Genomic DNA, 24620 nt, shown 5'->3' with positions numbered 1-24620 from the left:
TCGCGGTCGGGGACAACGGGTTGGATGCTCGTGGGCCGGTTGAGCTCGTCGCGCCAGGCCCGCACGGCGACGGCCAGTTGGCCGACACCCACGACCGCCGACACCGCGGCCAGCACGACCTCCGCCGTGCCCAACTCGCCCTGCCGCACCGGTTCGTGCTGCAGGAGCGTTCTGCCGTGCTTGCGGAGCTTGTCGTCGTCGGCCAGGTGCAGGGAGAGGGTTCGCAGATCGTCGTGCGGTCCGTCGGCGCCCTGCCCTGCCTCGAACCTGAACTCGATGGTGTCCAAGTTCTCTCCAGAGAAGGTCGCGCGACGGACTCCCGGCAGGCACCCACTATCCACGGATCCGCCGCGCGGCATCGGGGAAGTGGGACCTCGTCGTTCATCTCCGCGACCGGGCCGAGTCACCCGGGCCCCGCGGTGATACGACGTACGGTCCCGGTGCGCGGCCGGTGATCACCCGTCGCTACCCTGGTGCGCGAGTCGGGGTCGTGACGCGATGCGCGACGGAGGAAGTGGACGTGAACCAGGTCCAGCAGCAGGCCCCGCCCCCCGAGCCGCTGGGGAGGTGGACGGCGGGTGTCGGGTCGTTCGCCGATCTCGCCGGGATCAGCCTGCTCTACAGCGTCGGCTGGCTCGGCGGCATCATCGGCGGGGCGGTCGGGACGCTGCTGGGCGTCGTCCGCCTGGTGCAGCTGCGGGGCAGGCCGCTGGGCACGTCGATCATCGCGCCGGTGGCCGTCATCGCGGTCGGCTGCGGCGCCCTGGCATTGAGCGCCAGCCACTACATCGCACCCGAGCAGGCGGCGGCCAACGTCACCGCGCCCGTGACCTCCACACAGCCGCCCCCGACCTCCAGCACCCCTCCCAGCGACCTCGCGGGCGGCACGTCTACCACCGTCGACACCCCGGCGCCGGACGCAGCGAGCACGCCGGAACCCTTCTACAGCGGGCAGATCCGGCTCACCCTCGAACAGGGCGTCAACCTCGACAGCGGCCCCCGCAAGGTCACCGACGCCACCGGCCCCAGCGGCGCGATCGACCTCTACTTCGGCCGCAGCACCTCCACCCTCTACGCCAACGGCGGCGACCTCTTCAGCGACAGCGGCCCCGACAAGGACGCCTACACCGACTGCCGCAAACTCCTCAAGGACCAAACCGCGGGCTCCTCATACGCGATCGCCCTCGCCGGCCAGAAGTACTGCTTCCTCACCTCGGAGAAGAACCTCGCCTGGATCCGCGTCAACGAGGCCAACACCGTGGGCGGCGCCGCAACGGACAACGTGGTCGTCGACATCAAACTGTGGACCAGGTCCCAGACGTGACGGGCCCGGCGCCCGCTCATCCGGACGTGGTGTGCGGGGTGGGGGGTGGGCAGGCTAGTTTGCTCGGGTGAGTCTTCTTGATGACGTGGCCGAGCGGGATGGCTGGCGGTGTTGGGTGTGTGATGAGGCGGTCGACGCCGGGATGTCGGTGAACGATGCGCGGGGGCCCAGTGTCGACAGCCGGACGGCCGACCGGAAGGCCAAGGTCGCCGAGCGGCTCGCGCACCGCGGCTGCAACACCCGCAAGGGCGCGGTCAAGGTGGTCATCGCCTGGCCGGACCGCCTGCACGTGGTCGAGCCTGCGCCGCTGATCACCGTCGCCGGGCGGCTGGAGCGCAAGGGCGGCCGCGAGATGGTGGCCCGCTGCCCGACCAAGCAGGACGCCCAGGAGACAGCGGAGTGGCTGGTCGACCGCTTCTCGCGCCTGGTACCCGACCTACCGGTGACCGCCACCATCGAACCAGGCGGCGGCCAGTTCCTCGTCATCCTGGCCACCGGCCGCCGCTGACCACGCTCCCGTGTGGACACGGGCACGGCGTCAGCTGGTGGGGCAGGGTTGGTTGCGCTCGCCGAAGCGGAATCGGACCCAGTAGTGCAGTGGTGCCTGGTGGTGGAAGTACAGCCCCAGGGTCACCCCGGGCAGGTCCGCCCGTTCGAAGCACACGTGCACATCCGTCGTGTCCAACTCGCCCGGGCCGGGACTCTCCAGCGGAGCCTCGAAGCGCAACTCCCAGCGCCGCTTGGTGAACTCGGCCTTGTGGAACGCCCGGATCGCCGGGTACTGGCCCTGTGAGATGAACGTCCGGCCCGCGGCGCCGAGGCCGTCGTCGTCCTCGCAGGGCAGGGTTGTGTACTTGTCCTGCGCCCGCACGCCCTCCGGCACGAGGTCGAGCACCTCGTCGGCCACCAGCCGCTCGGCCATGGCCCTGTCCGCCGGGTCGCAGGTGTCCTCGAGGTTCGCCCGCAGGCGCTGGCCGGGGCCGCACGCGGTGACGTGCGACCCCAGTCCCAAGAGCACCACCGCGACCACGACGCCGCTCGTCCACGGGTGCTTCAGTGGATGGTCCTGGCCGCCGCGAGTACCGGCCCGTTGGTGAAGACCAGTGTCGACGCGTCGCCCTCGCCGCCGACCAGGACGTCGCCCTCGCGGATCTCGACGGGGATCTTCAGGTTGACCGGTTTGGTCGTGACCAGCCGCAGCGTTCGGCTGTCCGCGAGTTCGACCACCACCGCGTCGGCGACCACCGGGTCCACCCGCGCGACCCCGGCCGTCCACCCGAAGTGCCCGATCGCCTCCGCGCGGGCACTCCACCGCAGCCGTCCGACCACACCGGTCACCACCAGCATCAGCGCCCCGGCGAACAGGAACGACATCAGCGGCGACACCAACGGCGGCGAGTCCAGGAACGACCCCCACACCCGCACCGAGATCCCGAACACGAACACCACCACGCCCACCAGCAACACGACCCCGACGATCGCCGACACCAACCCCCGCTTGCGCAACCGTTCCACCGCCGCGTTCGCCACCTCGTCGGACACCGTGTGGCGCACCGGCCCGCCCAGGTCGTCCTGCCCCGAAGCGCCACCGTCCGCCACTTCAACCGCCGCACGTCCTCGATCCCCGCCGCCGCGACCATCCCCGCAACCCCACCCCTGCTCGACAACCCGACGCACGCCATGATCAACGACCCCGATCCCCACCACTCGGCGAATCGGCTGTGATTGCCCCTAGCGGCCTAATGCCACCCAACCGCTGGGACCAGGAACCAGACCATTCACCCATCGAGTCGAAAGTGCCAACAAGCCTTCGGCGATCGTGCTACTGACGGACGCTCACGAATGGCCAGGCACGCCTTACCCGGTCGGCACCCCGTCGTGTCGAAGGCCTCGACTTGCCAGAGGAGCGCCCAGTCATTCGTTGTGCCGAAGGACGGGGTTCGGGTCGACCTCGGGACAAGGCGACCCGTTCCCTGGGCGCAATGTCAGAGGTGGACGTCGTGGCGGGAGGGGGCGTTGAGTTTTCTGCGGACCTTGACGACGTATTCCTCGACGGTGCGGCGGGAGAGGAAGAGGGCTTGGGCTATTTCTCGGTTGGTGTGGCCGCCTGCGAGTAGGCGGGCTACGTCTTGTTCTCGGGGAGACAACTCCGTGCCGTAGCCGCGGCGGCCGCGGCGGGAGGGGGTGGCTGTGCCGGTGCCTCGGATTCGGTGGCGGCAGCGGGCGGCGTCGACGGTCGCGCCCAGGGAGTCGTAGGACTGGGCCAGGGCGTCGAACACGGCGGTGTCGGTGGGGGAGTCGCCCTCGTGGAGTTCGGCTAGTTGGGTTGCGCGGTAGGGCAAGCCCAGGTCCTGGTGCAGGTCGATGGCCTCCCGGTACAGGCGTGAGCGGTCGACAGAGGTCTCGGCCAGCGCCGCGCGGCACCCGGCCAGCGCCGCCCAAGCGAGCGGGGCGTCGACACCTTCCAGGCCCGCGGCGGTCTCCGCCACGAGTGACCGCGCGGCATCGAGACGCCCACCGGCCAAGTAGAAGTCCACGGCCTGGGGCAGGATGTCGCCCGACCACGCCCACGCGCCCTTGCGCCGCAACATCGAGACGCCGCGTTCCACGTGTTCCCCAGCCGCGACGGACTCACCGCGGCTCAGCAGCATGCCCGCCATCCCGCCCGCCGCCGAGATGCCCACCGGGAAGGTCTGGGTTCCCGCCGCCGCGAGGAAAGCGCCCTCGGCCCGGACCCAGTCGCCGCGCGCCGCCGCCAGCCAACCCCGCGTGAGGTTCAGGTCGGCGGTCAGCAGCAGGTTCGCGTAATTGCCCACCAGGCGGTCGATCCGCTGCTCCAGGCCCGACCACCGCCCGCTCAACCAGTCGAGCCGGACCGCCGTCGCCTCGGCCGTCCCGACCACGTAGGACGCCGCGACCTGCTCGGCCAGGGAGATCCCGGTGCGCAGGAACTCCCGTGCCCGCCGGTAGTGCCCGATCCACGAGCACGCGTCCGCCAGGTTGCAGTGCGCCCGCGCGAGGTGGTGGATCTCCTCCGCGTCGTGGACGTCCGAAGGGGACGGTAGCGCGGCGACCCGGTCCCACGTGCTCGGGTCGCCGACGATGAGCCGCCCGCCGAGGGTCGTGGCGAGCATGGCGGTGCGCAGGGCCAGCGTGGGCAGGGTCTCGATGATCCGCTCCACCCGGCCGAGCGAGGCCTGGTACTCGGCGATGGACGCGGTGCCCAGGTACGGCCCGGCCATCGCCGCCATCCCGCGCACGGTGCGCTCCGGCTGGTCACCGAGCAGGTCGATGGCCTGGGCGATCTCCTCGGCGCCGCGGTCGACCTCCCCGGTCTCGCGCTGCAGCAGCAACCCGAACCACAGGTGCACCTCGCCGCGCACGTCCGGCGCCAGCCGCGGGTCCGAGAGCAGGGCCTCGACCCGCGCGGTCAGCGCCCCGCCGGGCAGCCCGGTCAGGGCGTAGCCGCACAGCTTGGTGGCCAGCCGGTTCGCGTCCGCGGCGCTGATCCCCGGGTCGACCAGCACCTCGGAGAGCAGGTCCACCGCGGTGGCCGGGTCCTTGGCCCCTTCCGCTGCCTCGGCGGCGAGTTCGCTGTAGCGCAGCCACTCGCCGGTCATGCCCGCCGCCCTGGCGTGCGCGGAGAGCCGGGCGACCGGCTTGTCGTCCAGAGTGGACAGGACGGCCACCGCCCGCTCGTGCAGCTCCCACCGCCGCGGCCCGGGCAGCGCGGCGCGCACCGCGCGTTTGGCGATGTCGTGCCGGAAGCCGTACCTGTTCGGCGCCTTCTCCACCAGCACGCCGCACTCCACCAGCGTGACCAGGTGCTCCGCCTCCGCCTTCCCCGCCACCGCCGCCAGGATGTCGACGGACTCCGGCACGTCCAGCACCGCGGCGGCCTCGGCGATCGACCGCGCGGCCACGGGGAGGGTCCCCATCCGGTCCCGGACCGCGTCCGCCACCAGGACCGGCACGTCGATCCCGGCCAGCGCGGCCCCGTCAGCGCGCACGTCACGCACCGGATCGGGCAGCGCACGCACCGTCTCCTCGACCACGAACGGTATCCCCGCCGTCGCACTCAGCAAAGCCTCGGCGAACGGCACCGACGTCGCCGCGGCCCCTACCAGCCCGTCCACCATCGCCCGCACACCCGACACGTCGAACGGGCGCAAGACCAGGTTGACCCCCATGACCCCGGGCGGGACGTGGAACGCGTGGCCGAGCGGTGCCCCGGTGGTCAGGTCCTCCCGCCGGTAGGTCGCCACGACGGACAGGCCCGGCGGCGGGTTGCCCAGCACGAACCGCAGCACCTGGCGGGTCTCCTCGTCCGCCCAGTGCAGGTCCTCCAGCACGAGCACGGTCGGCCCCAGGCAGCGCAGCAGCTCCCGCACCGCCCGGAACACCCGGTGCCGCTCGGCCTCGGGATCGCCCAGGGCGCGCGGCGCGGGCGGCAGCCGGTCGGCCAGCTCGGGCAGGTGGTCGCGCAGCGCGCCGGTCACCGGGCCGGGCGCGTCCAGCCGGTCGCCGCACTGACTCAGGCAGTCGAGCAGCACCCCGTACGGGAACGGGTCGGCCAGCGGCTGGCAGGTGCCCATCACGACCCGCGCTGCCCCGTCCGCCGCGGCCGCGGCCAGCTCGGTGACCAGCCTGGTCTTGCCCATCCCGGCCTGGCCCTCGACGAACGCGGCGGACGGCGGGTGCCGCACCGCGCCGAGCAGCGCGGTCAGCTCCGCGTCCCTGCCGACCATCGGCGCCGAGCTCGACCGGAGGTAGAGGGGCGTACCGCGGCCATCACCCATGCTCGCTCCCGTCGGTGGTCCACCCGTAGAGGAATGCCCGACAGGGTAGGTCTACGAGCGCGGCACCGTAACCCCTCCGCCGGTGGCCGCCGCGGTACGCACGATCCCGTACCCATACGGGTCCTGGCCACGCTTGTTCCCCCTCCGCCCAGGCCGAAGGGTGATTCCCGAGCGGCCCGATGCCCCAAAACACCCTGCCGAGGCCGCTCGAAAGCACGATGGAGGAATCGATGCAAGAGCGCAGGACGCGATGGATATCGAGCCTGTTCGCTGTCGCGATCGCCGCCGCGGCGGTAGCGACGACCACGGGCGTGGCCGCGGCGCAGCAGGCCGAGGCGGATGTGGTCCAGGCCAAACAGCACTACTCCGGGCAGTACATCGTGGTGCTCAAGAGCGGCGCCCGCGCCGCGGCCGAAGGTCAGGCCGCCTCGCTCGCCCAGCGCTACGGCGGCCAGGTGACCGACACCTACTCGGTCACGCTGAACGGCTTCTCGGCCCGGGGTCTCACCGAGCAGCAGGCGCGGCGCCTGGCGGCCGACCCGTCGGTCAAGACCGTCTACCAGGACGGCACGACCAGGGCGAACGACGACCAGCTCAACCCGCCGTCGTGGGGTCTGGACCAGGTCGACCAGCGCACCGCCACCCTGGACAAGAAGTACACCTACCCGAACTCGGGTGAGGGCGTCACCGCCTACGTCATCGACTCGGGAGTGTATGCCGCGCACTCGGAGTTCGAGGGCCGGGCGAGCTACGGCTACGACTTCCTCGACAACGACACCGACGCGAGCGACTGCTACTTCCACGGCACGCACGTGTCAGGCACGATCGCGGGCAAGACGGTCGGCGTGGCGAAGAAGGCCAAGATCGTGGCCGTCCGGTCGCTGGACTGCAAGGGCTCCGGCCCGGACTCGGCCACGGTCAGCGCGATGGAGTGGGTGGCCAAGAACGCGGTGAAGCCCGCGGTGGTCAACCTGAGCCTGGGCATGGACACCGTCGGCGTCGGTGACGAGCAGGCCAAGGCCATGGTGGCCAAGGGGATCGTGGTCGCGGTGTCCGCGGGCAACGCGGGTCAGGACGCCTGTGGCGTCAGCCCGGCGCGGGTCCCCGAGGTGATCACCGTGGGCTGGTTCAACAAGGACCGCACCCGTGGCGGCAACTTCGGCACCTGTGTGGACCTGTTCGCCCCCGGTGGCAACATCTACTCCAGTGACCACACCGGACAGTTCCGCAACGCCAGCGGTACGTCGATGGCCTCCCCGCACGTCGCGGGCGCCGCTGCGCTGTACCTGTCGGCCAACCCGTCCGCGACCCCGCAGCAGGTCAGCGACGCGCTGGTGCGCAGCGCCACCCCCGACCTGGTCAGCAACCCCGGCACCGGCTCGCCCAACAAGCTGCTCTACGTCGGTGACATCGGTGGCGGGACCCCGCCGTCGCAGTGCGGTGTCAAGACCAACGACGACGACGTGGCCATCCCCGACGCGGGTACGGCTGTCGGCAGCTCCGTGAGCCAGAGCGCCTGCCCCGGCAAGGCGTCCGCCACCCTCGCGGTGCGCGTGGACATCGACCACGGCTACACCGGTGACCTCGCCATCGACCTGGTCGGACCGAGCGGGACGTCCTACCCGCTCAAGAAGTCCGGTGACGTCGGCGAGTCCGGCGGTGTCCACAAGAGCTTCTCCGTCGACGCCTCCCGCGAGGACGCGAACGGCACCTGGAAGCTCTCCGTCCGCGACGTCTACAAGTTCGACGCGGGCACGCTCACCGCTTGGTCGATCACGTTCTGACTGTCCCCAGCTAGGCAACACCCTGCCATTGAAGGAGAACGATGAGGAAACGACACCTCGCCGCAGCAGTCACGCTGGCCCTGGCCGCCGTGACCGTGGCGATCACCACCAGCGCCGGAGCCGCGCAGACCGAGCGCATCAGCATCGCGGCGAACCCGACCGCGGACCTGCCCGGCCCGGACGCCAGCGCCCAGATCGTCAACGGGACCAAGACCACCGTCAAGGAGCACCCGTTCATCATCGCGGGCATGCGCGTCGGTGGCGGTGGCCCGCAGGGGCAGTCGTGCACGGCGTCCGTCGTCGGCAAGCGCAAGATCATCACCGCCGCGCACTGCATGATCGACGCGGTGGGCGACAAGAGCTACATCTACGGTGACGACGACCTGAACTCCCCTGGCGACGAGACCTTCCGCACCAAGGTGGCCTCGTTCAAGACCCACCCCAACTACAGCGGCAACGGCGGCTGGAAGACCGGCTACGACGTCGCGGTCGTCACCACCGCCGACGACCTGCCGGTGCCGGAGGCCCAGTGGGCCAAGGTGGCGGGCTCGGGCGACACCGCGCTGACCGCGCCGGGCAAGTCGGCCCTGTCCCTCGGCTACGGCAAGACGTCGTCGAGCGGTGGTTCCGGCGAGCTGCGCAAGACCACGCTGCCGATCAACGACCCGTCCGGCTGCAACGTGTTCGACATCAAGGTCAACGGCGACCTGATGGTGTGCTCGGGCTACAACGACGGGCGCACGGCGAACTGCTCCGGCGACAGCGGCGGCCCGCTCATCGTGGACGGCGTGATCGTCGGCGTCTCCTCGTGGGGCTCCAGCAAGTGCGACCGCTACAGCATCTTCGGTCGGCTGACCAACGCGATGGGCGACTGGGCCAAGGGCGAGATCGGCGGCACCACCCCGCCCGGCGACGGCACGTTCTCGGTCGCGCTGTCCCCGGCGACCGGCAAGGTGGACGCGGGCAAGTACGTCTCCACCAGCGTCACCACCAAGGCGGGCGACCAGGGCGCGGAGAAGCTCGACCTCAGCGCCTCCGGCCTGCCCACCGGCGCCACCGCCACCTTCCAGCCCACGTCGGTCAACTCCGGCGACGTGGCCAAGCTGACCCTGCAGACCGCCGCGACCACCCCGTCCGGCACCTACAAGGTCACCGTCACCGCCAAGGGCACCTCCGGCTCCAAGGCCGCCGAGTACACCCTCACGGTCGGCGACGGCGGCCAGCCGCCCACCGGCAGCCTGAAGGTGACGGTCTCCCCGAACGCCGCCACCGTCGGCCCCGGCGGCTACGCCAACGCCACGGTCAGCATCACCGGCGCCACCGGAGCGGTCAAGCTCACCGGCACCGGCGGCCTCTCCGGCCCGATGTTCTCCCCCTCGACCATCAACAACCCGGGCGGCACCTCCCGGATGACGGTCGCGGGCCCGTACCAGCGCGGCACCCACAAGGTGACCATCACCGCGACCGACAGCACCGGCAAGACCGGCACTGCCGAATACACCATCACCGTCCGGTAACCCCGGGCTGAATACTCCTCGCAGGGACCCCTGGAGCCCGTGACCACCTCGGTGGTCACGGGCTCTACGGGATGTATTGATGCCCGGATCGTTGGTCGGCCCGGTTGCGAGGCCATGTGCTACCGGCGGGCGGGCCAGAGGATGGCGCGTTGGTTCTGGTTGGGCAGGTAGGCGGTTCCGAGTACCGAGCCGCGTTCGGTGATGTCGGTTATTTGGCTGACCGAACCGGTTGGTGGGGTTAGGGCGGTGGCGTGGCCGGAGGCGTTCCAGAGGACTGCGTGGTTGCTGCCCGAGATACCCGCTACCTCGTTGGCGTCGTTGACGGCGTCGGCGTGGGCGGATTGGTCGCCTGGTAGTGGTGTCAGGGTGGTGGCCGGGCCTCGGCGGGGCCACGTCGCGGCGGAGTTCACGTCTTGGTGGCGGGTGAAGCCGACGACGGTGCCGCGGTTGTTGGCTGCTTGGGGGTAGGCGGCGTCCTGGGCGGGGAGCGGGGCGAGGGCGCCGTCGCGGGCGAGGTCCCAGCGGACCGGGTGGAGGACCTCGTCGGTGGTGATGATGATGCCGTACGCCGTGGTCCCGGCCGCTCCGTACACAAGCGACAGTCGGGAGTTCGGCAGCAACCGCAACGCCTTCGCCGCGCCCGCGCGGTCCCACACCACCGGCACACCGTCCTGACCGGACGGACCACCCGACGACGTGCCGACCACGAGGTCGCTGTCGGTCAACGCGGTCGCCGAGGTGTACGCGTCACCGGCCAGGGGCTGCAACAGGGTCGCACGCCCCCGGTCCCACCGCACCGCCCGGTAGAACTGGGTCGAGTTGACGTAGGCCTGCCCGAGGATCGTGCCGCGCTCGTTGATGTCGGATGCCCCGACGTCCGGACTGCCCGGCACCGTCAGCGGGGTGACCTCGCCGTTCTTGTTCCAGCTCAGCGCCCGCGTGCTGTAGTCCCGGTCGTAGGCGTACCCCACCGAGTCGCCCGCGTCGTTGATCGCGGACGCCCGTGCGCCCAAGTACCCGGTGGTGAAGGGAAGAACGGTCAACCGACCCCGCCGATCCCACCGCGCGGGCGCCCGAAACCCTTCCGCTGTCTCGATGTCCCCGACCGCGGTATCCGCCTCGTTGACATCAGTCGCCCAACTGCTCCGCCCCGGTGCCTCCAACACCACCCCCTGCCGCCCAGCCGCCGCGGCACTCCCAGGCACCCCGACCAACGCCACCACGACAGCCAACCCCACAACCCCAACCCTCATGCCCTGCCTCCCCTGGACGATCCTCCCTTGCCGGCAGTCTGACGCGCGGGGAGCTTCCCCTCACAGGTCCGGACGGGTAACCGCCGATACTGTGCCCGTTGGGGCAACCACTCCGCCGATCTGCGGCCTCCCGTCAACCGGACTGGCCCTCAGTCCACTTTCGCCGGTGAGCCGGTCTGTGCCACCCCGGGAGTACGGGAGATCTCCGGTGGATTCCGGAAGCGGTGCCACGGGGTCGTCTGGTGTGCTTGCGCTACGGAAATGCTGGTGAGAGGGGACGTTCGGTGCGTAAGTGGATCACGGTGGCGGCAGCGGCCGTGTTGGTGGTGGTTGTGCCTTCCGGGGCGGCCATGGCCAAGGGCGGTGGTGAGCTGCGGGACTCGTTGGACGCGTTGGTGCGGGCGGGGGTGACCGGGGCGGTTGTCCGGGTGGATGACGGGCAGCGGGTGCGGACCGTGGCCAGTGGGGTGGCTTCCCTGGAGTCGCGGCGGCCGGTTGGTGGGGCGGACAGTTTCAGGATCGCCAGTGTTACCAAGTCGTTCGTGTCCACTGTGGTGTTGCAGTTGGTGGGGGAGGGGCGGGTTCGGCTGTCGGACTCGGTCGAGCGGTGGTTGCCGGGTGTGGTGCCGGGTGGCCGTGGGATCACGGTGCGGCAGTTGCTCAACCACACCAGCGGGTTGTTCAACTACACCGACGACCAGCAGTGGTTGGCGGCGGCGATGGCTGATCCGGCGCGGAGTTGGGGGGCGCGGGAGCTCGTCGCGGCGGCGGTGGCGCATCCGCCGCTTTCCGCGCCGGGTGCGCAGTGGCGGTACAACAACACCAACTACATCCTGGCCGGGTTGATCGCCGAGACAGTGGCGAAGCGGCCGCTGGCGCGGTTGGTGGCGGAGCGGATCACCGGTCCGCTGCGGTTGCGGGACACCTTCCTGGCGGCCGATCCGCGGGTCGGTCCGAACCACGTCCACGGCTACCTGCGCTCCCCCGAGGGCGAGTACACCGACACCACGTCCTGGTCCCCGACGATGCAGGGTGCCGCGGGGGCGATGGTCTCCACACCGGCTGACGTGTCGCGCTTCTACCGGGCGCTGCTCTCCGGTGAACTCCTGGACCAGCGCCAACTCCAGGAGATGTTGACCACCGTCCGCGTCGAGGAGCGCAACGGCGGTTACGGCCTGGGCATCTACTACATCGACACCCGGTGCGGCCGGGTCTGGGGTCACGCGGGCGACTTCCCCGGCCACCACACCATCGCCTACCAGGACCGCTCCGGCCGCCGCAGCGCGGTGCTGGAGGTGGCGACCGATGTGGACCAGGAGCCCGGGTCGCTGTTCGACAACACCGTCACCACCATGGTGTGCCAGATGATGGGCAAGCGGCGCTGACCCGAAACCGTGCTGCCCCAGGACACTCCGGGGCAGCACGGCTCCCGGAGACGTCTACGCGGTGAGACCGTGAGCGATGGCGCGCAGTCCGGCCGTGATCCGCTCGGTCGAGAGGCCGCGTTCCTCGCGTTGGTGCCGGAACACCTCCGGGGCGAGCGGGGCGAGGGCGGCGTCGACGAGGGCGTCCGGGTCGGCCGCTCCGGCCTCGACCAGGAGCGCTCGCACGTGGGCGCGCCAGAAGCCGTAAGCGCCGGTGGCGAAGCGGGAGTGGCCGACCTCGGCGCCGAGGGCCAGGTGGCTGTGGCGGTCGAGGAGGTCGACCATCGCGGCGTAGAACGCGGCGAGCCGCTCCCGCGGTGGCGCGCCGGGACCCAGCGGGGGGTCGCCGCGCATCAGCTTCTCCTGCAGGACGCGCTCGTGCTCGTCGAGCAGGGCGATCGCGATGGCGGCGCGGTCGGGGTAGCGGCGGTAGAGCGTGCCCCGGCCGACGCCCGCGGCCTTGGCGATGTCGTCCATGGTGACGTTGCGCGCGCCCCGGTCGGCGAACAGCTCCTCGGCCGCGGCCAGCACGCGGGCCCGGTTGCGGGCCGCGTCGGCGCGTTCTCGGGGTGCGGGCACCCGTCCAACCTAGGGAACAACTGGACAACGAGTCCAGTTGGCGGCTATAACTGGACACAGTGTCCGCTTAAGCCCGCGAGGAGACCCCTCATGCCGCACCTGCTCCACCTCGACGCCAGCGCCCGTAGCCGGTCGTTATCCCGCGCCCTGACCGCGCGGTTCGCCCACGCCTGGCGCGCCGCCGACCAGGACGGCCGCTACACCTACCGCGATCTCGCGACCGATCCACCGCCCCCCATCGGCCAGGCCTGGACGGAGATCTGCGATGACCTTCTGCGGCAAGGGATCACCGACCCCGCGCGCTACCCCGAGGTGGTCACCACGCCCGAACGAGCCGCGGCCTGGGCGATCGTCGAACCGCTGCTGGACGAGGTGCTGGCCGCGGACATCGTCCTGATCGGCAGCCCGATGTACAACTACTCCGTACCCGGTGTGCTCAAGACCTGGATCGACCAGATCACGTTCCCCCGGATGTCATTCAAGGGCAAGGGTTTCGTCGTCATCAGCGCCCGTGGCGGCGCGTACGGTCCAGGCGCCCCGAAGGCCCCGTTCGACCACCAGGAGCGGTACCTGCGTGACTTCTTCGCCGGGCACTTCGCTGTCGAGGACGCGCGGTTCCTCAGCGTCGAGTTGAGCAACACGCGCGTCGACCCGGTCCTGGGTCACCTGACGGCGGACCACCGGGACTCGGCGGCACGAGCCGAGACCGCGGTGGACGAGTTGGTCGCCACGCTATGGGCTGGCTGACGCTGGTCGCGGCCGGCCTCGTGGAGATCGCCTGGGCGTCGAGCATCCGGCCCACGGAGAACTTCACCCGCCCGCTGCCGACCCTGCTGTGCCTGGTCCTGGGCGTGACGGCGGTGTACCTGCTGTCGCGCGCGATGAGCACGATCCCCGTGGGCACGGCGTACGCGGTGTTCACCGGCATCGGCGCGGTCGGCACGATCGCCGTGGGCGTGCTGGTCGGCAAGGACCCGCTCACCCTCGGCCGGATCGCCGCCCTGTCCCTGATCGTCGGCGGCGTCGTGCTCGCCAGGCTCACGGCGTGACCGGCGGGCTCAGCCCCGCGACGGCCAGCCGGAACAACCGGTCGGCGCGAGTGGCGTGATCCGGGTGGTGCTCCGTGGCCAGGACGATGCCGACGACCAGCGTGATCAGGTCCGCGACGGTGACCTCCGCCGCGACCGCGCCGTCCTGGATCGCTCGGCGCAGCAACGGTTCCCCCGCCTGTTCCATCGCCGCCGAGCAGCTGTTCTCGTGCACCGGGGCGTCGTAGGTCAGCGCTGCCGCCAGTCCACGGGCGGAGACGGAGTACGCGACGACGTCGGAAAGCCAGTCCAGGAGCGCGTCTCGACTGTCGCCCCGGCCGGTCAACTCCCGCGCGCGGACGCTCAGTGCCTCGATCCGCTTGCGGGAAACGGCTTCCAGTAGCGCGCGACGGGTGGGGAAGTGCCTGCGCACGGTCGCCGACCCGACGGCCGCGGTCCTGGCGATCTGCTCCAGTGAGGCGTTCGCGCCGTGGACGGCGACCTCCGCCTCGGCCACGGCCAGGATCTGCGCGTAGTTGCGCCGGGCGTCGGCGCGCTGGCGTTCCGGCACGGCGTCCTCTCCGATCTTGCTAAGTGGCGGGCCCCGCCGTATCGTACCCGACGATAAGTGGCGGGCCCCGCCGTTTAGCGCCGACCGTTGAGGAGAGCCATGTCCAGTGATCCCGTGCTGGTGACCGGTGCGACCGGCAGGCAGGGCGGCGCCACCGCCCGGGCACTGTTAGCCGCGGGCGTCCCGGTCCGCGCGTTGGTCCGCGACCCCGACCGCGCCAGGGCGATCGAGGCGCTCGGCGCCGAACTGGTCACCGGCGACCTGCACGACGTCGACTCCATCGTGAGGGCGGCGAAGGGGGTCCGTGCCGTCTTCTCCGTGCAGATGCCCGCCATCACCGGCGACGGCTTCGACTTCGCGGGCGAGGTGACCCAGGGCGCCAACCTGGTCGAGGGCGCGAGGGCCGCCGGGGTGCGGCAGTTCGTGCACACGTCCGTCACCGGCGCGGGCCAGCACGTCTCGGCGCCCGGCTGGGCCGAGGGCCGCTGGGCCGCCATGGAACCCACGCTGGGCGCGAAGGCCGCGATCCAGGACCGGGTCCGAGATGCGGGCTTTCCTCAGTGGACACTCCTCAAGCCGGGCTTCTTCATGGAGAACTTCCTGCCGTCCATGAGGTTCCTGTTCCCCCGCGGCGTCGAGGGTGGCCTGGTGAGCGTCCTGGACCCCGACACCCGCCTGTCCCTGGTCGCCGTGGCCGACATCGGCCAAGCCGCCACCGCCGCCATCACCGCTCCGGACCGCTTCCACCAGGTCGAACTCGAACTCGCGAGCGACTACCTCTCGATGACCGAGATCGCCGAGGTCCTCTCGCGCACACTCGGGATCCCTTTGCCCGCCCCGAACATGACCGAGGCGCAAGCACTCGCCGCGGGCATGCCCCCCATGGGTGCCAGCCATGAATGGCTCAACGCCACCGGTCAACCAGGCCGCCCGGAGTTCGCCCGAGCACTCGGCATCCCCCTCACCGGCTTCGCCACCTGGGCGGGGCAACACCTGCACCCCGAGGCCCGATCCCGGTGACAGCACACAAGTAGGTGGGGCGGGACGATGTCCCACCCCACCTACTCAGCTCTCACGAGGCGAGATCAGCAGGTCGGCTCGCCGGGCTGGGCCGGGAGCGAGATGGCGTTCCAGGCGGCCTTGGTCTTGTTGTAGAGGTTGCAGGTGCTGTCGAGGCTCTTGGCGGCGGTCAGGGTGGTGACCCGGTACTTCTTGTAGGTCATGCCGGAGGTCTTGAGCAGCATGCCGCCGTAGAAGATCTTGCCCGCGTTCTGCACGCCGACGCCGGTGACGGCGGTGTTGTTGCAGGTGGGGCTGTTCGGCTTGCCGCCGCCGGGGGCCGAGCCCTCGGCGAGCAGGTAGAACCAGTGGTTGAGCGGGCCCGCTGCCTTGTGCACCTCGGTGTTGGGGATCGAGGAGCTGTAGCAGTTGGGGTCGTTGTTGACCAGCGACGGGTTGTACATGTTGCGGATCGGGCCGCTGCCGGTCAGGTTGACGGTCTCGCCGACGGTGTAGTCGGGGCGGTCCTTGCCGTTGTTGGCGTAGGCCTCGGTCAGCGCGCCGAAGATGTCGCCGGTGGCCTCACCGAGACCGGCCTCGCGGGACGTGCCGCCCGGGGTGTTCTGGTCCAGGCCGTGGCCGTACTCGTGGCCGACGACGTCCATCGACGCGATCCACTTGCCAGCCGAGTTCTTGCCGATGGTGACCGTCGAGCCGTCCCAGTACGCGTTGAGCTGGTTCAGACCCACCTTGGCGGGCCAGCTGCGGCCGGAGCCGGTGTGACCGTTGCGGCCCAACCAGTCCTTGAGCATGTTCCACTCCTGCTGGGCGGCGTAGAGCACGTCACCGCAGCCGGTCTCCTTCGAGGTGCCGTTGCCGGTGCCCCAGGAGTCCGTGGCCTTCGAGAACACGGTGCCGGTGCTGTAGTCCGCGCACTGCAGGCCGGGGCGGGTGGTGTCGGCGAGCCGGTAGCTGCCGCTCGACCCGCTGGTGGTGATGGTGACCTGGCCGTTCCACTCGCTGTTGAGCGATCCGGCGGCGGCGTCCTCGACCTGGTCGAGCACGGCGCCGGTGGTGGCGTCGACCCAGACGGTCAGGTGGCTCGGGCTGCTGTCCTTCTTGGTGCCGATCAGCAGGTGTTCCCACGCCAGCGCGGACCTGTCGTCGGTGACCTTCACGACCAGGCGGCCGGACTCGACCTTGGCTGTGCTCGCCTGCAGGCCGCGCGCGGTCCGCTCGGCGGCCGACTTGGTGACCTTCGCGGTGGTGGACGAGACGGCCACCCCGGCCGTGGTCCCGGCGACGGTGGCCCGGACGGTGCCCTGCCCGTCGACCAGCACGGTCGCGTCACCGCCCACGACCGGGACGCCGCGCCAACTGCGCTGGTAGCTGACCGTGTAGAGGTCGTTGAGGTACGGGGTGACCATGTCCCGCGCGTAGACCTCGTCCGGCCCCTTCGCCAACGCGTTCAGACCACCGGCCGCGGCCCGGTCGGCGGCGGAGACCGCGCGTGCCTGTCGGTCCTGCACTTGGTTCTGCTGGTCTTGTCCGGCGAACGCCTGCGGCGCGGTCAACGTCACCACACCACCGGCCAGGACGGCGAGGGCCACACCGGCCGTCATCGCTGTGCGCTTCATGAGTTCTCCTCATCGGCAGGGTTGCGCGCCCGGTGTCACCCGCCAGGGACCAACGGCTGTCACCGAGCGCAACCGAGCTTTCACAGACGGCCATGGGACAGTCAACGGCCATCGTGGTGGGAACGCCGGTTTGTCAACATCAGGCAAACTCGCCGTGGGGGTGTGTTTCCCTTAAACCACCAGGTGATCGTGCGGGTCGACGTCACGCGGCCGCCACACTGGTGAAATCTGTCAGGTGGACCGGGGCGGACCACTCACGGGCGATATGCCCGAATGGTCGCGATCTCCCCCTGTCGTCCTCTGTGGACGGTCACCTGGAGGCCCGGGTCCGGGAACGACAACTGCCGGTGGTGACAGGGCAAGCCATTGTCACCACCGGCAGTCCGGTAGCGGATTACGCCTTGGCAGGAACGATGTTCACCAGGTTCGGCGCGCGCACGATCACCTTGAGCACGGCCCGCCCCGCGAGGTCCTTCACGATCTTCTCGGAGTTCAGCGCGAGATCGCGCAGGTCGGTCTCGGTGATGTCGGTGGCGACGGTCAGCCGGTCGCGGACCTTGCCCGCCACCTGGACCGCGCACACCACGGTCTGCTGGAACACCAGCGCCGGGTCGGCCTCCGGCCAGCCGTGCTCGATGACCGAGGACGGCAGCCCCAGCCGCGACCACGCCTCGTCGGCGGTGAACGGCGCGAAGCAGGACAGCATCCGCAGCAGGGCGCTCATGCCCTCGTGCACCGCCGGGTCGGCCGGGCCCGCGCCGCTGTCGCAGGCCTTGCGCAGCAACGAGGTCAGCTCCATGAGCCGGGCCACCGCGACGTTGAGCCGCCGCGTCTCGAACAGCGTGGTGATCTCGTCGACCAGCCGGTGCGTCTGCTGGCGCAGTTCACCGTCGCCGTCGGTCGCGTCGGGCGTGGTCAGGTCACCGGCGAGCCGCCAGATCCTGGCCAGCCACTTCACCGCGCCGGTGGGGGAGACGTCGGCCCAGTCGATGTCCTCGTCCGGGGGACCGGCGAACAGCATGGTCACCCGAACCGCGTCCGGCCCGTAGAGGCCGAGCTGCTCCTGCAGGTTGACCAGGTTGCCGAGCGACTTGCTCATCGACCGGCCGTTCATGATGACCTGACCCTGGTTTGTCAGCTTCGCGAACGGCTCGGTGAACCCGACCATGCCCAGGTCGTGCAGGACCTTCGTCATGAACCGCGCGTACATCAGGTGCCCGGTCGCGTGCTCCTTGCCGCCGATGTACTCCGCGACCGGGAACCACCTGGCCACACCCTCGGGGTTGAACGGGCCCCCGGTGTAGGTGGGGTCCGGGTAGCGCAGGAAGTACCACGACGAGTCGACGAAGGTGTCCATCGTGTCGGTGTCGCGGCGGGCGGCGCCACCGCAGGACGGGCAGTCGACGGCCGCCCACTCGGTCGCGCTCTCCAGCGGCGACGCGCCATCGGCCGAGCGCAGCTCGTAGCCCGTCTCCGGCAGCCGCACCGGCAGCTGGTCGTCGGGGACCGGGACCTCGCCGCAGGACGGGCAGTGGATGATCGGGATCGGCGTGCCCCAGTACCGCTGCCGCGACACCAGCCAGTCCCGCAGCCGGTAGATGACCGCCCGCTCGCCCGCGCCGCGCTCCTGCAGGTCGGCGGTGACCGCCTCGATCGCGTCGGCCTTGGCCAGCCCGTCGAACCGCCCGGAGTTGACCAGCGTGCCGTCCCCGGCGGTGGCGACCCCGGTGGTGGCCGGGTCGTCCTCGCCGGTGTCGAGCACGGCGACCACGGGCAGGCCCATGGCCTTGGCGAAGTCGAGGTCGCGCTGGTCGTGCGCGGGCACCGCCATGACCGCGCCGGTGCCGTAGGTGGCCAGCACGTAGTCGGCGGCGTAGATCGGGATCTGCTGGCCGGTGACCGGGTTCAGCGCGTGCCGACCCAGCGGCACACCGGTCTTGGGGCGGTCGGCGGCGAGGCGGTCGATCTCGGTCTCGGTGCGGACCTTGTCGCGGTACGCCTCGAACTCGGCCCTGTTCTCGGGCGCGCACAGCTCGGCTGCCAGTGGCGCGTCGGCGGCCACCACGAAGAACGTCGCGCCGAAGATGGTGTCGGGGCGGGTGGTGAACACCCGGACCGGCTCGGCGCGGCCCTCGACCGCGAAGTCGACGTACGCCCCCGTGGAGCGGCCGATCCAGTTGCGCTGCATGGCCAGGATCTCCGAGGGCCAGTTGCCCTCGAGCTGCGCCATGTCGTCGAGCAGCCGCTGCGCGTACTGGGTGGTGCGGAAGAACCACTGGGTCAGGTCCCGCTGCTGCACCGTGCTGCCGCACCGCTCGCACTTGCCCTGGACGACCTGCTCGTTGGCCAGCACCGTCTTGTCGACCGGACACCAGTTGACCGGCGCCGACTTGCGGTAGGCGATGCCCTTCTCCAGCAGCCGCAGGAACAGCCACTGGTTCCACCGGTAGTAGTCGGCGTCGGAGGTGTGCAGCCGGGTGCGCCAGTCGAAGGAGACCCCGAGCCTGCGGAAGGACTCGGCCTGCACCTCGATGTTGGCGTAGGTCCACGTGGACGGGTCGAGGTCGCGCTTGAGCGCCGCGTTCTCCGCCGGGAGCCCGAACGAGTCCCACCCGATCGGGTTGAGCACGTTGTCCCCGCGCAGCCGCAGGTAGCGGGCGATGACGTCGCTGATGGAGTAGACCTCGGCGTGGCCCATGTGCAGGTCGCCGGAGGGGTACGGGTACATGCTCACCACGCAGGACCGCGGCCGCGCGTCGTCCTGGCCCGCGGTCCCGGCGTCGACGAGACCGTCGGCCTCGAAGAGGTGCTTGTCCTCCCAGACCCGCAACCACTTGTCGATCGCCAGGTTCGGGTCGTATTTGTCCGGCGCGTCGATACCTGGCTCGGTCATGTCTCCCTAGTCCCGCTTCCCTGGTTGCGTCATCGACCAGTTCGCGCCCAAGACGTGGATTCGGTCGGTGTTAGCACGAAAGATAGCAAAGTGGCAATGCCGAACCCGACCTCGGGTGGGCGCTCGCGCGCGCGTGCTGCCGCGCCCGGCCGCCGGGTGCTGGTCAGCGGCGGGTCCGCCGGTGCTGCCCCCTGGCGCGGGGTCGCCTGAGCAGCCAGGACCGGCCGCCGCCGACACCCGGGGACGGCCACGCCGGGTACCTGTGGTCCCGCCCGCGCCGGTGCTGGTCGGTTCATCGGGAATCGGGCGACGCCGGTCGCCGCACCCCCTTTGCCGGGCTCCGGCGAAACGCGCGATAATGAGCTGGTTCGTATAGCCAGCAGTCGATATCACCGAGTGCCGTGAACAGGAGAAGACGTTGTCCCCGAATACGCCGTTCCACGTCGTGCCAGCGAAGGTTGACCTGCCGGCGATGGAGCGGCGGATCATCGAGTGGTGGCGGGACAACGACCTGTTCGGGCAGAGCCTCGCGCGGACCGCCGACGGGCCGCGGTGGACGTTCTACGAGGGGCCGCCCACCGCGAACGGCACGCCGGGCACGCACCACATCGAGGCCAGGGTGTTCAAGGACGTGCTGCCCCGGTTCAAGACCATGAAGGGCTACTCGGTGCCCCGCCGCGCCGGGTGGGACTGCCACGGCCTGCCGGTGGAACTGGCCGTGGAGAAGGAACTGGGGATCAGCGGCAAGTCCGACATCGAGAAGATCGGGGTCGCCGAGTTCAACGCCCGCTGCCGCGAGTCGGTGCAGCGCCACGTCGGCGAGTTCGAGGCGCTGACCGAGCGGATGGGCTACTGGGTGGACATGTCCCACCCGTACCGCACGATGTCGCCGGAGTACGTCGACAGCGTCTGGTGGGCGCTCAAGACGATCTTCGACAAGGACCTGCTGTCCGAGGACTACCGGGTCGCCCCGTACTGCCCGCGCTGCGGCACCGGGCTGTCCGACCACGAGGTCGCCCAGGGCTATGAGACGGTGTCCGACCCCTCGGTGTTCGTCCGCTTCCCGGTCGTCGGCGACCTCGCCGGGCACAGCGGGGTCGACCTGCTGATCTGGACCACCACCCCGTGGACCCTGGTGTCCAACACCGCCGTCGCCGTGCACCCCGAGGTCGACTACCAGGTCGTGCGCGCCGAGCAGGGCGTGTTCTTGATCGCCGCCGCGCTGCGCCAGGCCGTCCTCGGCGAGGGCGCCGAGGTGCTGGCCGAGGTCGTGGGCAAGGACCTCGCCGGGCTGCGCTACCAGCGCCCGTTCGACCTGGTCGACATCCCCGGCGCGCACTTCGTCGTGCTCGGCGACTACGTCACCACCACCGACGGCACCGGCCTGGTCCACCAGGCGCCCGCGTTCGGCGCCGACGACCTCGCGGTGTGCAAGGCCAACGGGCTGCCCGTGGTCAACCCGATCGGCCCCAACGGGCACTTCCTCGACCACGTGCCGGTCGTCGGCGGCGTGTTCTTCAAGGACGCGGACCAGACCCTCGTCGACGAGCTCAAGACGCGCGGGCTGCTGTTCAAGTACGCCGGCTACGAGCACCCCTACCCGCACTGCTGGCGCTGCCACACGCCGCTCATGTACTACGCGCAGCTGTCCTGGTACGTCCGCACCACCCAGATCCGCGACGCCCTGCTGCGCGAGAACGAGCACACCAACTGGTTCCCCGAGCACATCAAGCACGGCCGCTACGGCGACTGGCTGACCAACAACATCGACTGGGCGCTGTCGCGGTCGCGCTACTGGGGCACGCCCCTGCCGCTGTGGCGCACCCCGAGCGGCAAGGTCATCGCGGTCGGGTCGCGCGAGGAGCTCGGCGAGCTGTGCGGGCGCGATCTGTCCGAACTGGACCCGCACCGGCCGTTCATCGATGACATCACCTTCGTCGACCGGGAGACCGGTGAGACCGCCACCCGCGTCCCCGAGGTCATCGACGCCTGGTTCGACTCTGGGTCGATGCCCTTCGCCCAGCTGGGCTACCCGCACGTGCCCGGCAGCGAGGAGGAGTTCGCCCGCGGCTACCCGGCCCAGTACATCGCCGAGGCGATCGACCAGACCCGCGGCTGGTTCTACACGCTGATGGCGGTCGGCACGCTGGTGTTCGACAGGTCGTCCTACGAGAACGTCGTCTGCCTCGGGCACATCATGGCCGAGGACGGCCGCAAGATGAGCAAGCACCTGGGCAACATCCTCGAACCGATCCCGCTGATGGACAAGCACGGCGCCGACGCGGTGCGCTGGTTCATGCTGTGCTCGGGCTCGCCGTGGTCGCCGCGCCGCATCGGCGACACCCCGCTGGAAGAGATCATCCGCAAGGTCCTGCTGACCTACTGGAACACGACCTCGTTCTTCACCGTCTACGCCAGCATCGCCGACTGGGACCCGGCCGCCGCCGCGCCGGTCGCCGAGCGGCACGTGCTCGACCGGTGGGCGCTGGCGAGCGTGCACCGCCTGGCCGAGACCGTCGACGCCGCCATGGAGGCCTTCGACACCGCGGGCGCGGGGCGGGCGATCACCGCGTTCGTCGACGACCTGTCCAACTGGTACGTCCGCCGCTCCCGGGCCCGCTTCTGGAACGGCGACATCGACGCGCTGACCACGCTGCACGAGTGCCTCGACGTCGTCACCCGGCTGATGGCGCCGTTCACGCCGTTCATCACCGAGCAGGTGTGGCGCGAGGTGATCGCCCCCGGGCACGCGGACGCGCCGGAGTCGGTGCACCTGGCGACCTGGCCGCGGCCGGACCGGGCGCTCATCGACACGGACCTCATCGATCAGATGAAGGTCGCGCGGACCCTGACCGAGGCCGGACGCGCCGCGCGCAAGGCCAGCGACATCCGCATCCGCCAGCCGCTGGGCCGGGCGCTGATCGGGCTGCCCGAGGGCGTCGCGCTGCCCGACGACCTGGTGGCCGACGTCGCCGAGGAGCTCAACATCCGCGCGTTCGAGCCGCTGGGCGCCGCGGGCGAGGTCGTCGACGTCACCGTCAAGCCCAACTTCCGCGCGCTGGGCAAGCGCTTCGGCAAGCAGACCCAGCAGGTCGCCAACGTCGTCAACGCCGCGGAGCCGGGCGCGCTGGTGCGCGACCTGCGGGAGCACGGGCACGCGACGGTCGAGTTCGAGGGGCGGCCGGTCGAGCTGACCCACGAGGACGTCCTGATCAGCGAGATCCCGCGCTCGGGGTGGGTCGTGCACAGCGACGGGGACGTCACCATCGCCCTCGACACCGAGATCACCCCCGAGCTCAAGCGCGCCGGTGACGCCCGCGAGGTCATCCGGTTCGTCCAGGACTCGCGCAAGCAGGCGGGCCTGGAGGTCGTCGACCGCATCGACCTGCGCTGGTCGGCGGGGGAGGACCTGCGCGCGGCCGTGCTGGAGCACAGCGCGGACATCGCCGAGGCCGTCCTGGCGACCTCGGTGACCGAGTTCGCCGGGGAGGCCATCGACGAGGGGTACGCCGCCTACCAGGACGACGCGCTCGGGATCCGGGTGCGGCTTCGCCGAGCAGGGGGGTGACTTCGCGGTCGGTGGGGACAGAATGAGGGGGACACCCACCGACTGTGAGGACGTGGCCGTGACTGATGGTGATTGGCTCGCGGCTCGACGACGCGACCTGGTCGGGTTCGCCAAGAACGCGGCGGACCCGGCGGGCGGGTTCGGCTGGCTCGACGCGGAGGGCAACCTCGACCGGGACAAGCCGGTGGCCACCTGGATCACGGCGCGGATGACGCACGTGTTCGCCCTCGAGGACGGCTTGGGCGACCCCGGGGCGGCGGCGTTGGCCGACCACGGCATCGCGGCGCTGCGGGGCGTGTTGCACGACGACGAGAACGGTGGGTGGTTCTCGTCGGTAAGCGACACGACGAAGGCCGCTTATGAGCACTCGTTCGTCCTGTTGGCAGCATGCAGTGCACATGCCGCGGGAAGGCCGCACGCGCAGGAAGTACTTACCGAAGTACTCCAAGTTATCGAGACGCGGTTCTGGGACGCCGAGATAGGGCTGCCGTTCGAAAGCTGGGATAAGGCGTGGACGGCCACAGAGGCCTATCGCGGCGCGAACAGCACCATGCACTTCGTCGAGGCATTCCTGGCGGCGGGTGATGTCACCGGCGACAAGATCTGGCACGAACGCGCGTTGGGGCTATCCGAGCGGATCGTGCACGTCACCGCCGCCGCGCACGGGTGGCGGGTTCCGGAGCACTTCACCGAGGACTGGCGGACCGACCTCAACTACAACCGCGACGACCAGCGGCACCCGTTCCGGCCCTTCGGCGCGACCGTCGGGCACTGGCTGGAGTGGGCGCGGCTGCTGCTGCACGTCGAGGCCGCGCTCGGCGACCGGGCCCCGGCCTGGCTGCTCGCCGACGCCAGGGCGCTGTTCGACTCGTCGGTGCGCCGCGGCTGGGGCGTGGACGGGCACCTGGGGTTCGTCTACACGCTGGACTGGGACGACCTGCCCGTGGTGCGCCAGCGGATGCACTGGGTGATGGCCGAGGCGATCATGGCGGCCTCCGCGCTGCACCGGCGCACCGGCGAGGACCCGTACGGGGACTGGTACGCGACGTTCTGGGAATACGCACGCAAAAACCACATCGACCCGATTGGCGGATGGCGCCACGAACTCGCGCCGAACGGAACGCCCAGCGCCGGGGTGTGGGCGGGCAAGCCGGACACCTATCACGCCTATCAGGCCACCCTGTTCCCGCTGCTCCCGCTGGCCCCGGCCGCCGCGCTGACCTGTCGAACCCTGCGGAAGTAGG

Annotated in this window: 19 protein-coding genes and 1 pseudogene; 11 read left to right on the top strand and 9 right to left on the bottom strand. The window is 70.7% G+C overall.

The window, feature by feature from the left end; all coding sequences use genetic code 11:
- Positions 1 to 38: 38 nt before the first annotated feature.
- Positions 39 to 359, bottom strand: a pseudogene (locus tag BMY07_RS36265) (effector-associated constant component EACC1); the annotation flags it as partial.
- 161 nt (positions 360 to 520) lie between these two features.
- Between BMY07_RS36265 and BMY07_RS26190 the strand changes: the two are divergent.
- Both BMY07_RS26190 and BMY07_RS26185 read left to right on the top strand, forming a co-directional pair.
- Entirely contained in the window at positions 521 to 1324 is an 804-nt protein-coding gene (locus BMY07_RS26190; protein WP_092784218.1) for a hypothetical protein, read from the top strand.
- Positions 1325 to 1391: 67 nt separating this feature from the next.
- Positions 1392 to 1832: a hypothetical protein gene (locus BMY07_RS26185; RefSeq protein WP_092784215.1), complete on the top strand. Its 441-nt coding sequence runs from the start codon at positions 1392 to 1394 to the stop codon at positions 1830 to 1832.
- A gap of 30 nt (positions 1833 to 1862) precedes the next feature.
- Here the strand turns inward: BMY07_RS26185 and BMY07_RS26180 are convergent, their stop codons facing one another.
- Positions 1863 to 2354, bottom strand: a complete 492-nt coding sequence (locus BMY07_RS26180) for a hypothetical protein (protein WP_092784212.1) — start codon at positions 2352 to 2354, stop codon at positions 1863 to 1865.
- A 23-nt stretch (positions 2355 to 2377) separates the two neighbouring features.
- Positions 2378 to 2866: a hypothetical protein gene (locus BMY07_RS26175; protein WP_092784209.1), complete on the bottom strand. Its 489-nt coding sequence runs from the start codon at positions 2864 to 2866 to the stop codon at positions 2378 to 2380.
- Between the two features lie 3 nt (positions 2867 to 2869).
- Here BMY07_RS26175 and BMY07_RS26170 point away from each other — a divergent pair, with 3 nt between their 5' ends.
- The gene (locus tag BMY07_RS26170; protein ID WP_092784206.1) at positions 2870 to 3049 is read left to right on the top strand and encodes a hypothetical protein; all 180 of its coding nucleotides are present in this window, start codon (positions 2870 to 2872) and stop codon (positions 3047 to 3049) included.
- Between the two features lie 260 nt (positions 3050 to 3309).
- Here BMY07_RS26170 and BMY07_RS26165 read toward each other — a convergent pair whose 3' ends face one another.
- On the bottom strand, positions 3310 to 6123 hold the full coding sequence (locus BMY07_RS26165; protein WP_245782670.1) for an ATP-binding protein: 2814 nt from the start codon (positions 6121 to 6123) through the stop codon (positions 3310 to 3312).
- Positions 6124 to 6353: 230 nt separating this feature from the next.
- Between BMY07_RS26165 and BMY07_RS26160 the strand changes: the two genes are divergently transcribed.
- Both BMY07_RS26160 and BMY07_RS26155 read left to right on the top strand, forming a co-directional pair.
- Positions 6354 to 7907, top strand: coding sequence for a S8 family peptidase (locus BMY07_RS26160; RefSeq protein ID WP_092784200.1), 1554 nt, complete (start codon positions 6354 to 6356; stop codon positions 7905 to 7907).
- 41 nt (positions 7908 to 7948) lie between these two features.
- Positions 7949 to 9424 (top strand): trypsin-like serine protease, encoded by a 1476-nt coding sequence (locus tag BMY07_RS26155; RefSeq protein WP_092784197.1) that lies wholly within the window; start codon positions 7949 to 7951, stop codon positions 9422 to 9424.
- A 119-nt stretch (positions 9425 to 9543) separates the two neighbouring features.
- On the opposite strand, the gene BMY07_RS26150 is transcribed toward BMY07_RS26155, so the two are convergent.
- The gene (locus tag BMY07_RS26150) at positions 9544 to 10467 is read right to left on the bottom strand and encodes a hypothetical protein (protein ID WP_092784194.1); all 924 of its coding nucleotides are present in this window, start codon (positions 10465 to 10467) and stop codon (positions 9544 to 9546) included.
- A gap of 494 nt (positions 10468 to 10961) precedes the next feature.
- On the opposite strand from BMY07_RS26150, the gene BMY07_RS26145 reads away from it, so the two are divergent.
- Positions 10962 to 12062: a serine hydrolase domain-containing protein gene (locus BMY07_RS26145; RefSeq protein WP_143073641.1), complete on the top strand. Its 1101-nt coding sequence runs from the start codon at positions 10962 to 10964 to the stop codon at positions 12060 to 12062.
- 54 nt (positions 12063 to 12116) lie between these two features.
- Here the strand turns inward: BMY07_RS26145 and BMY07_RS26140 are convergent, their stop codons facing one another.
- Entirely contained in the window at positions 12117 to 12680 is a 564-nt protein-coding gene (locus BMY07_RS26140) for a TetR/AcrR family transcriptional regulator (protein ID WP_092784189.1), read from the bottom strand.
- Positions 12681 to 12770: 90 nt separating this feature from the next.
- Between BMY07_RS26140 and BMY07_RS26135 the strand changes: the two genes are divergently transcribed.
- Complete coding sequence (locus BMY07_RS26135; protein ID WP_092784186.1) at positions 12771 to 13427, top strand: FMN-dependent NADH-azoreductase; 657 nt, start codon at positions 12771 to 12773, stop codon at positions 13425 to 13427.
- A complete protein-coding gene (locus tag BMY07_RS26130; protein ID WP_092784183.1) occupies positions 13415 to 13729 on the top strand; it encodes a DMT family transporter in 315 nt (104 codons plus the stop codon). Before BMY07_RS26135 ends, BMY07_RS26130 begins: the two co-directional genes overlap by 13 nt.
- Here BMY07_RS26130 and BMY07_RS26125 read toward each other — a convergent pair.
- Complete coding sequence (locus tag BMY07_RS26125) at positions 13719 to 14279, bottom strand: TetR/AcrR family transcriptional regulator (RefSeq protein ID WP_092784179.1); 561 nt, start codon at positions 14277 to 14279, stop codon at positions 13719 to 13721. The two genes, BMY07_RS26130 and BMY07_RS26125, sit on opposite strands and share 11 nt — an antisense overlap.
- A gap of 99 nt (positions 14280 to 14378) precedes the next feature.
- On the opposite strand from BMY07_RS26125, the gene BMY07_RS26120 reads away from it, so the two are divergent.
- Entirely contained in the window at positions 14379 to 15299 is a 921-nt protein-coding gene (locus BMY07_RS26120) for an NmrA/HSCARG family protein (RefSeq protein ID WP_092784176.1), read from the top strand.
- A 65-nt stretch (positions 15300 to 15364) separates the two neighbouring features.
- Here BMY07_RS26120 and BMY07_RS26115 read toward each other — a convergent pair whose 3' ends face one another.
- Together BMY07_RS26115 and leuS are read right to left on the bottom strand one after the other, a co-directional pair.
- Entirely contained in the window at positions 15365 to 16915 is a 1551-nt protein-coding gene (locus BMY07_RS26115) for a M4 family metallopeptidase (protein ID WP_092784173.1), read from the bottom strand.
- A gap of 394 nt (positions 16916 to 17309) precedes the next feature.
- Entirely contained in the window at positions 17310 to 19808 is a 2499-nt protein-coding gene (gene leuS / locus BMY07_RS26110) for a leucine--tRNA ligase (RefSeq protein ID WP_092784170.1), read from the bottom strand.
- A gap of 445 nt (positions 19809 to 20253) precedes the next feature.
- On the opposite strand from leuS, the gene ileS reads away from it, so the two are divergent.
- Both ileS and BMY07_RS26100 read left to right on the top strand, forming a co-directional pair.
- Positions 20254 to 23376: an isoleucine--tRNA ligase gene (gene ileS, locus BMY07_RS26105; RefSeq protein WP_281245094.1), complete on the top strand. Its 3123-nt coding sequence runs from the start codon at positions 20254 to 20256 to the stop codon at positions 23374 to 23376.
- Between the two features lie 58 nt (positions 23377 to 23434).
- Positions 23435 to 24619: an AGE family epimerase/isomerase gene (locus tag BMY07_RS26100; protein ID WP_245782669.1), complete on the top strand. Its 1185-nt coding sequence runs from the start codon at positions 23435 to 23437 to the stop codon at positions 24617 to 24619.
- The last annotated feature ends 1 nt before the right edge of the window (position 24620 follow it).

Origin of the sequence: Actinokineospora terrae (genome assembly GCF_900111175.1) — a bacterium.
GTDB lineage: Bacteria > Actinomycetota > Actinomycetes > Mycobacteriales > Pseudonocardiaceae > Actinokineospora > Actinokineospora terrae.
This window is presented reverse-complemented; position numbering and strand designations above follow the sequence as displayed.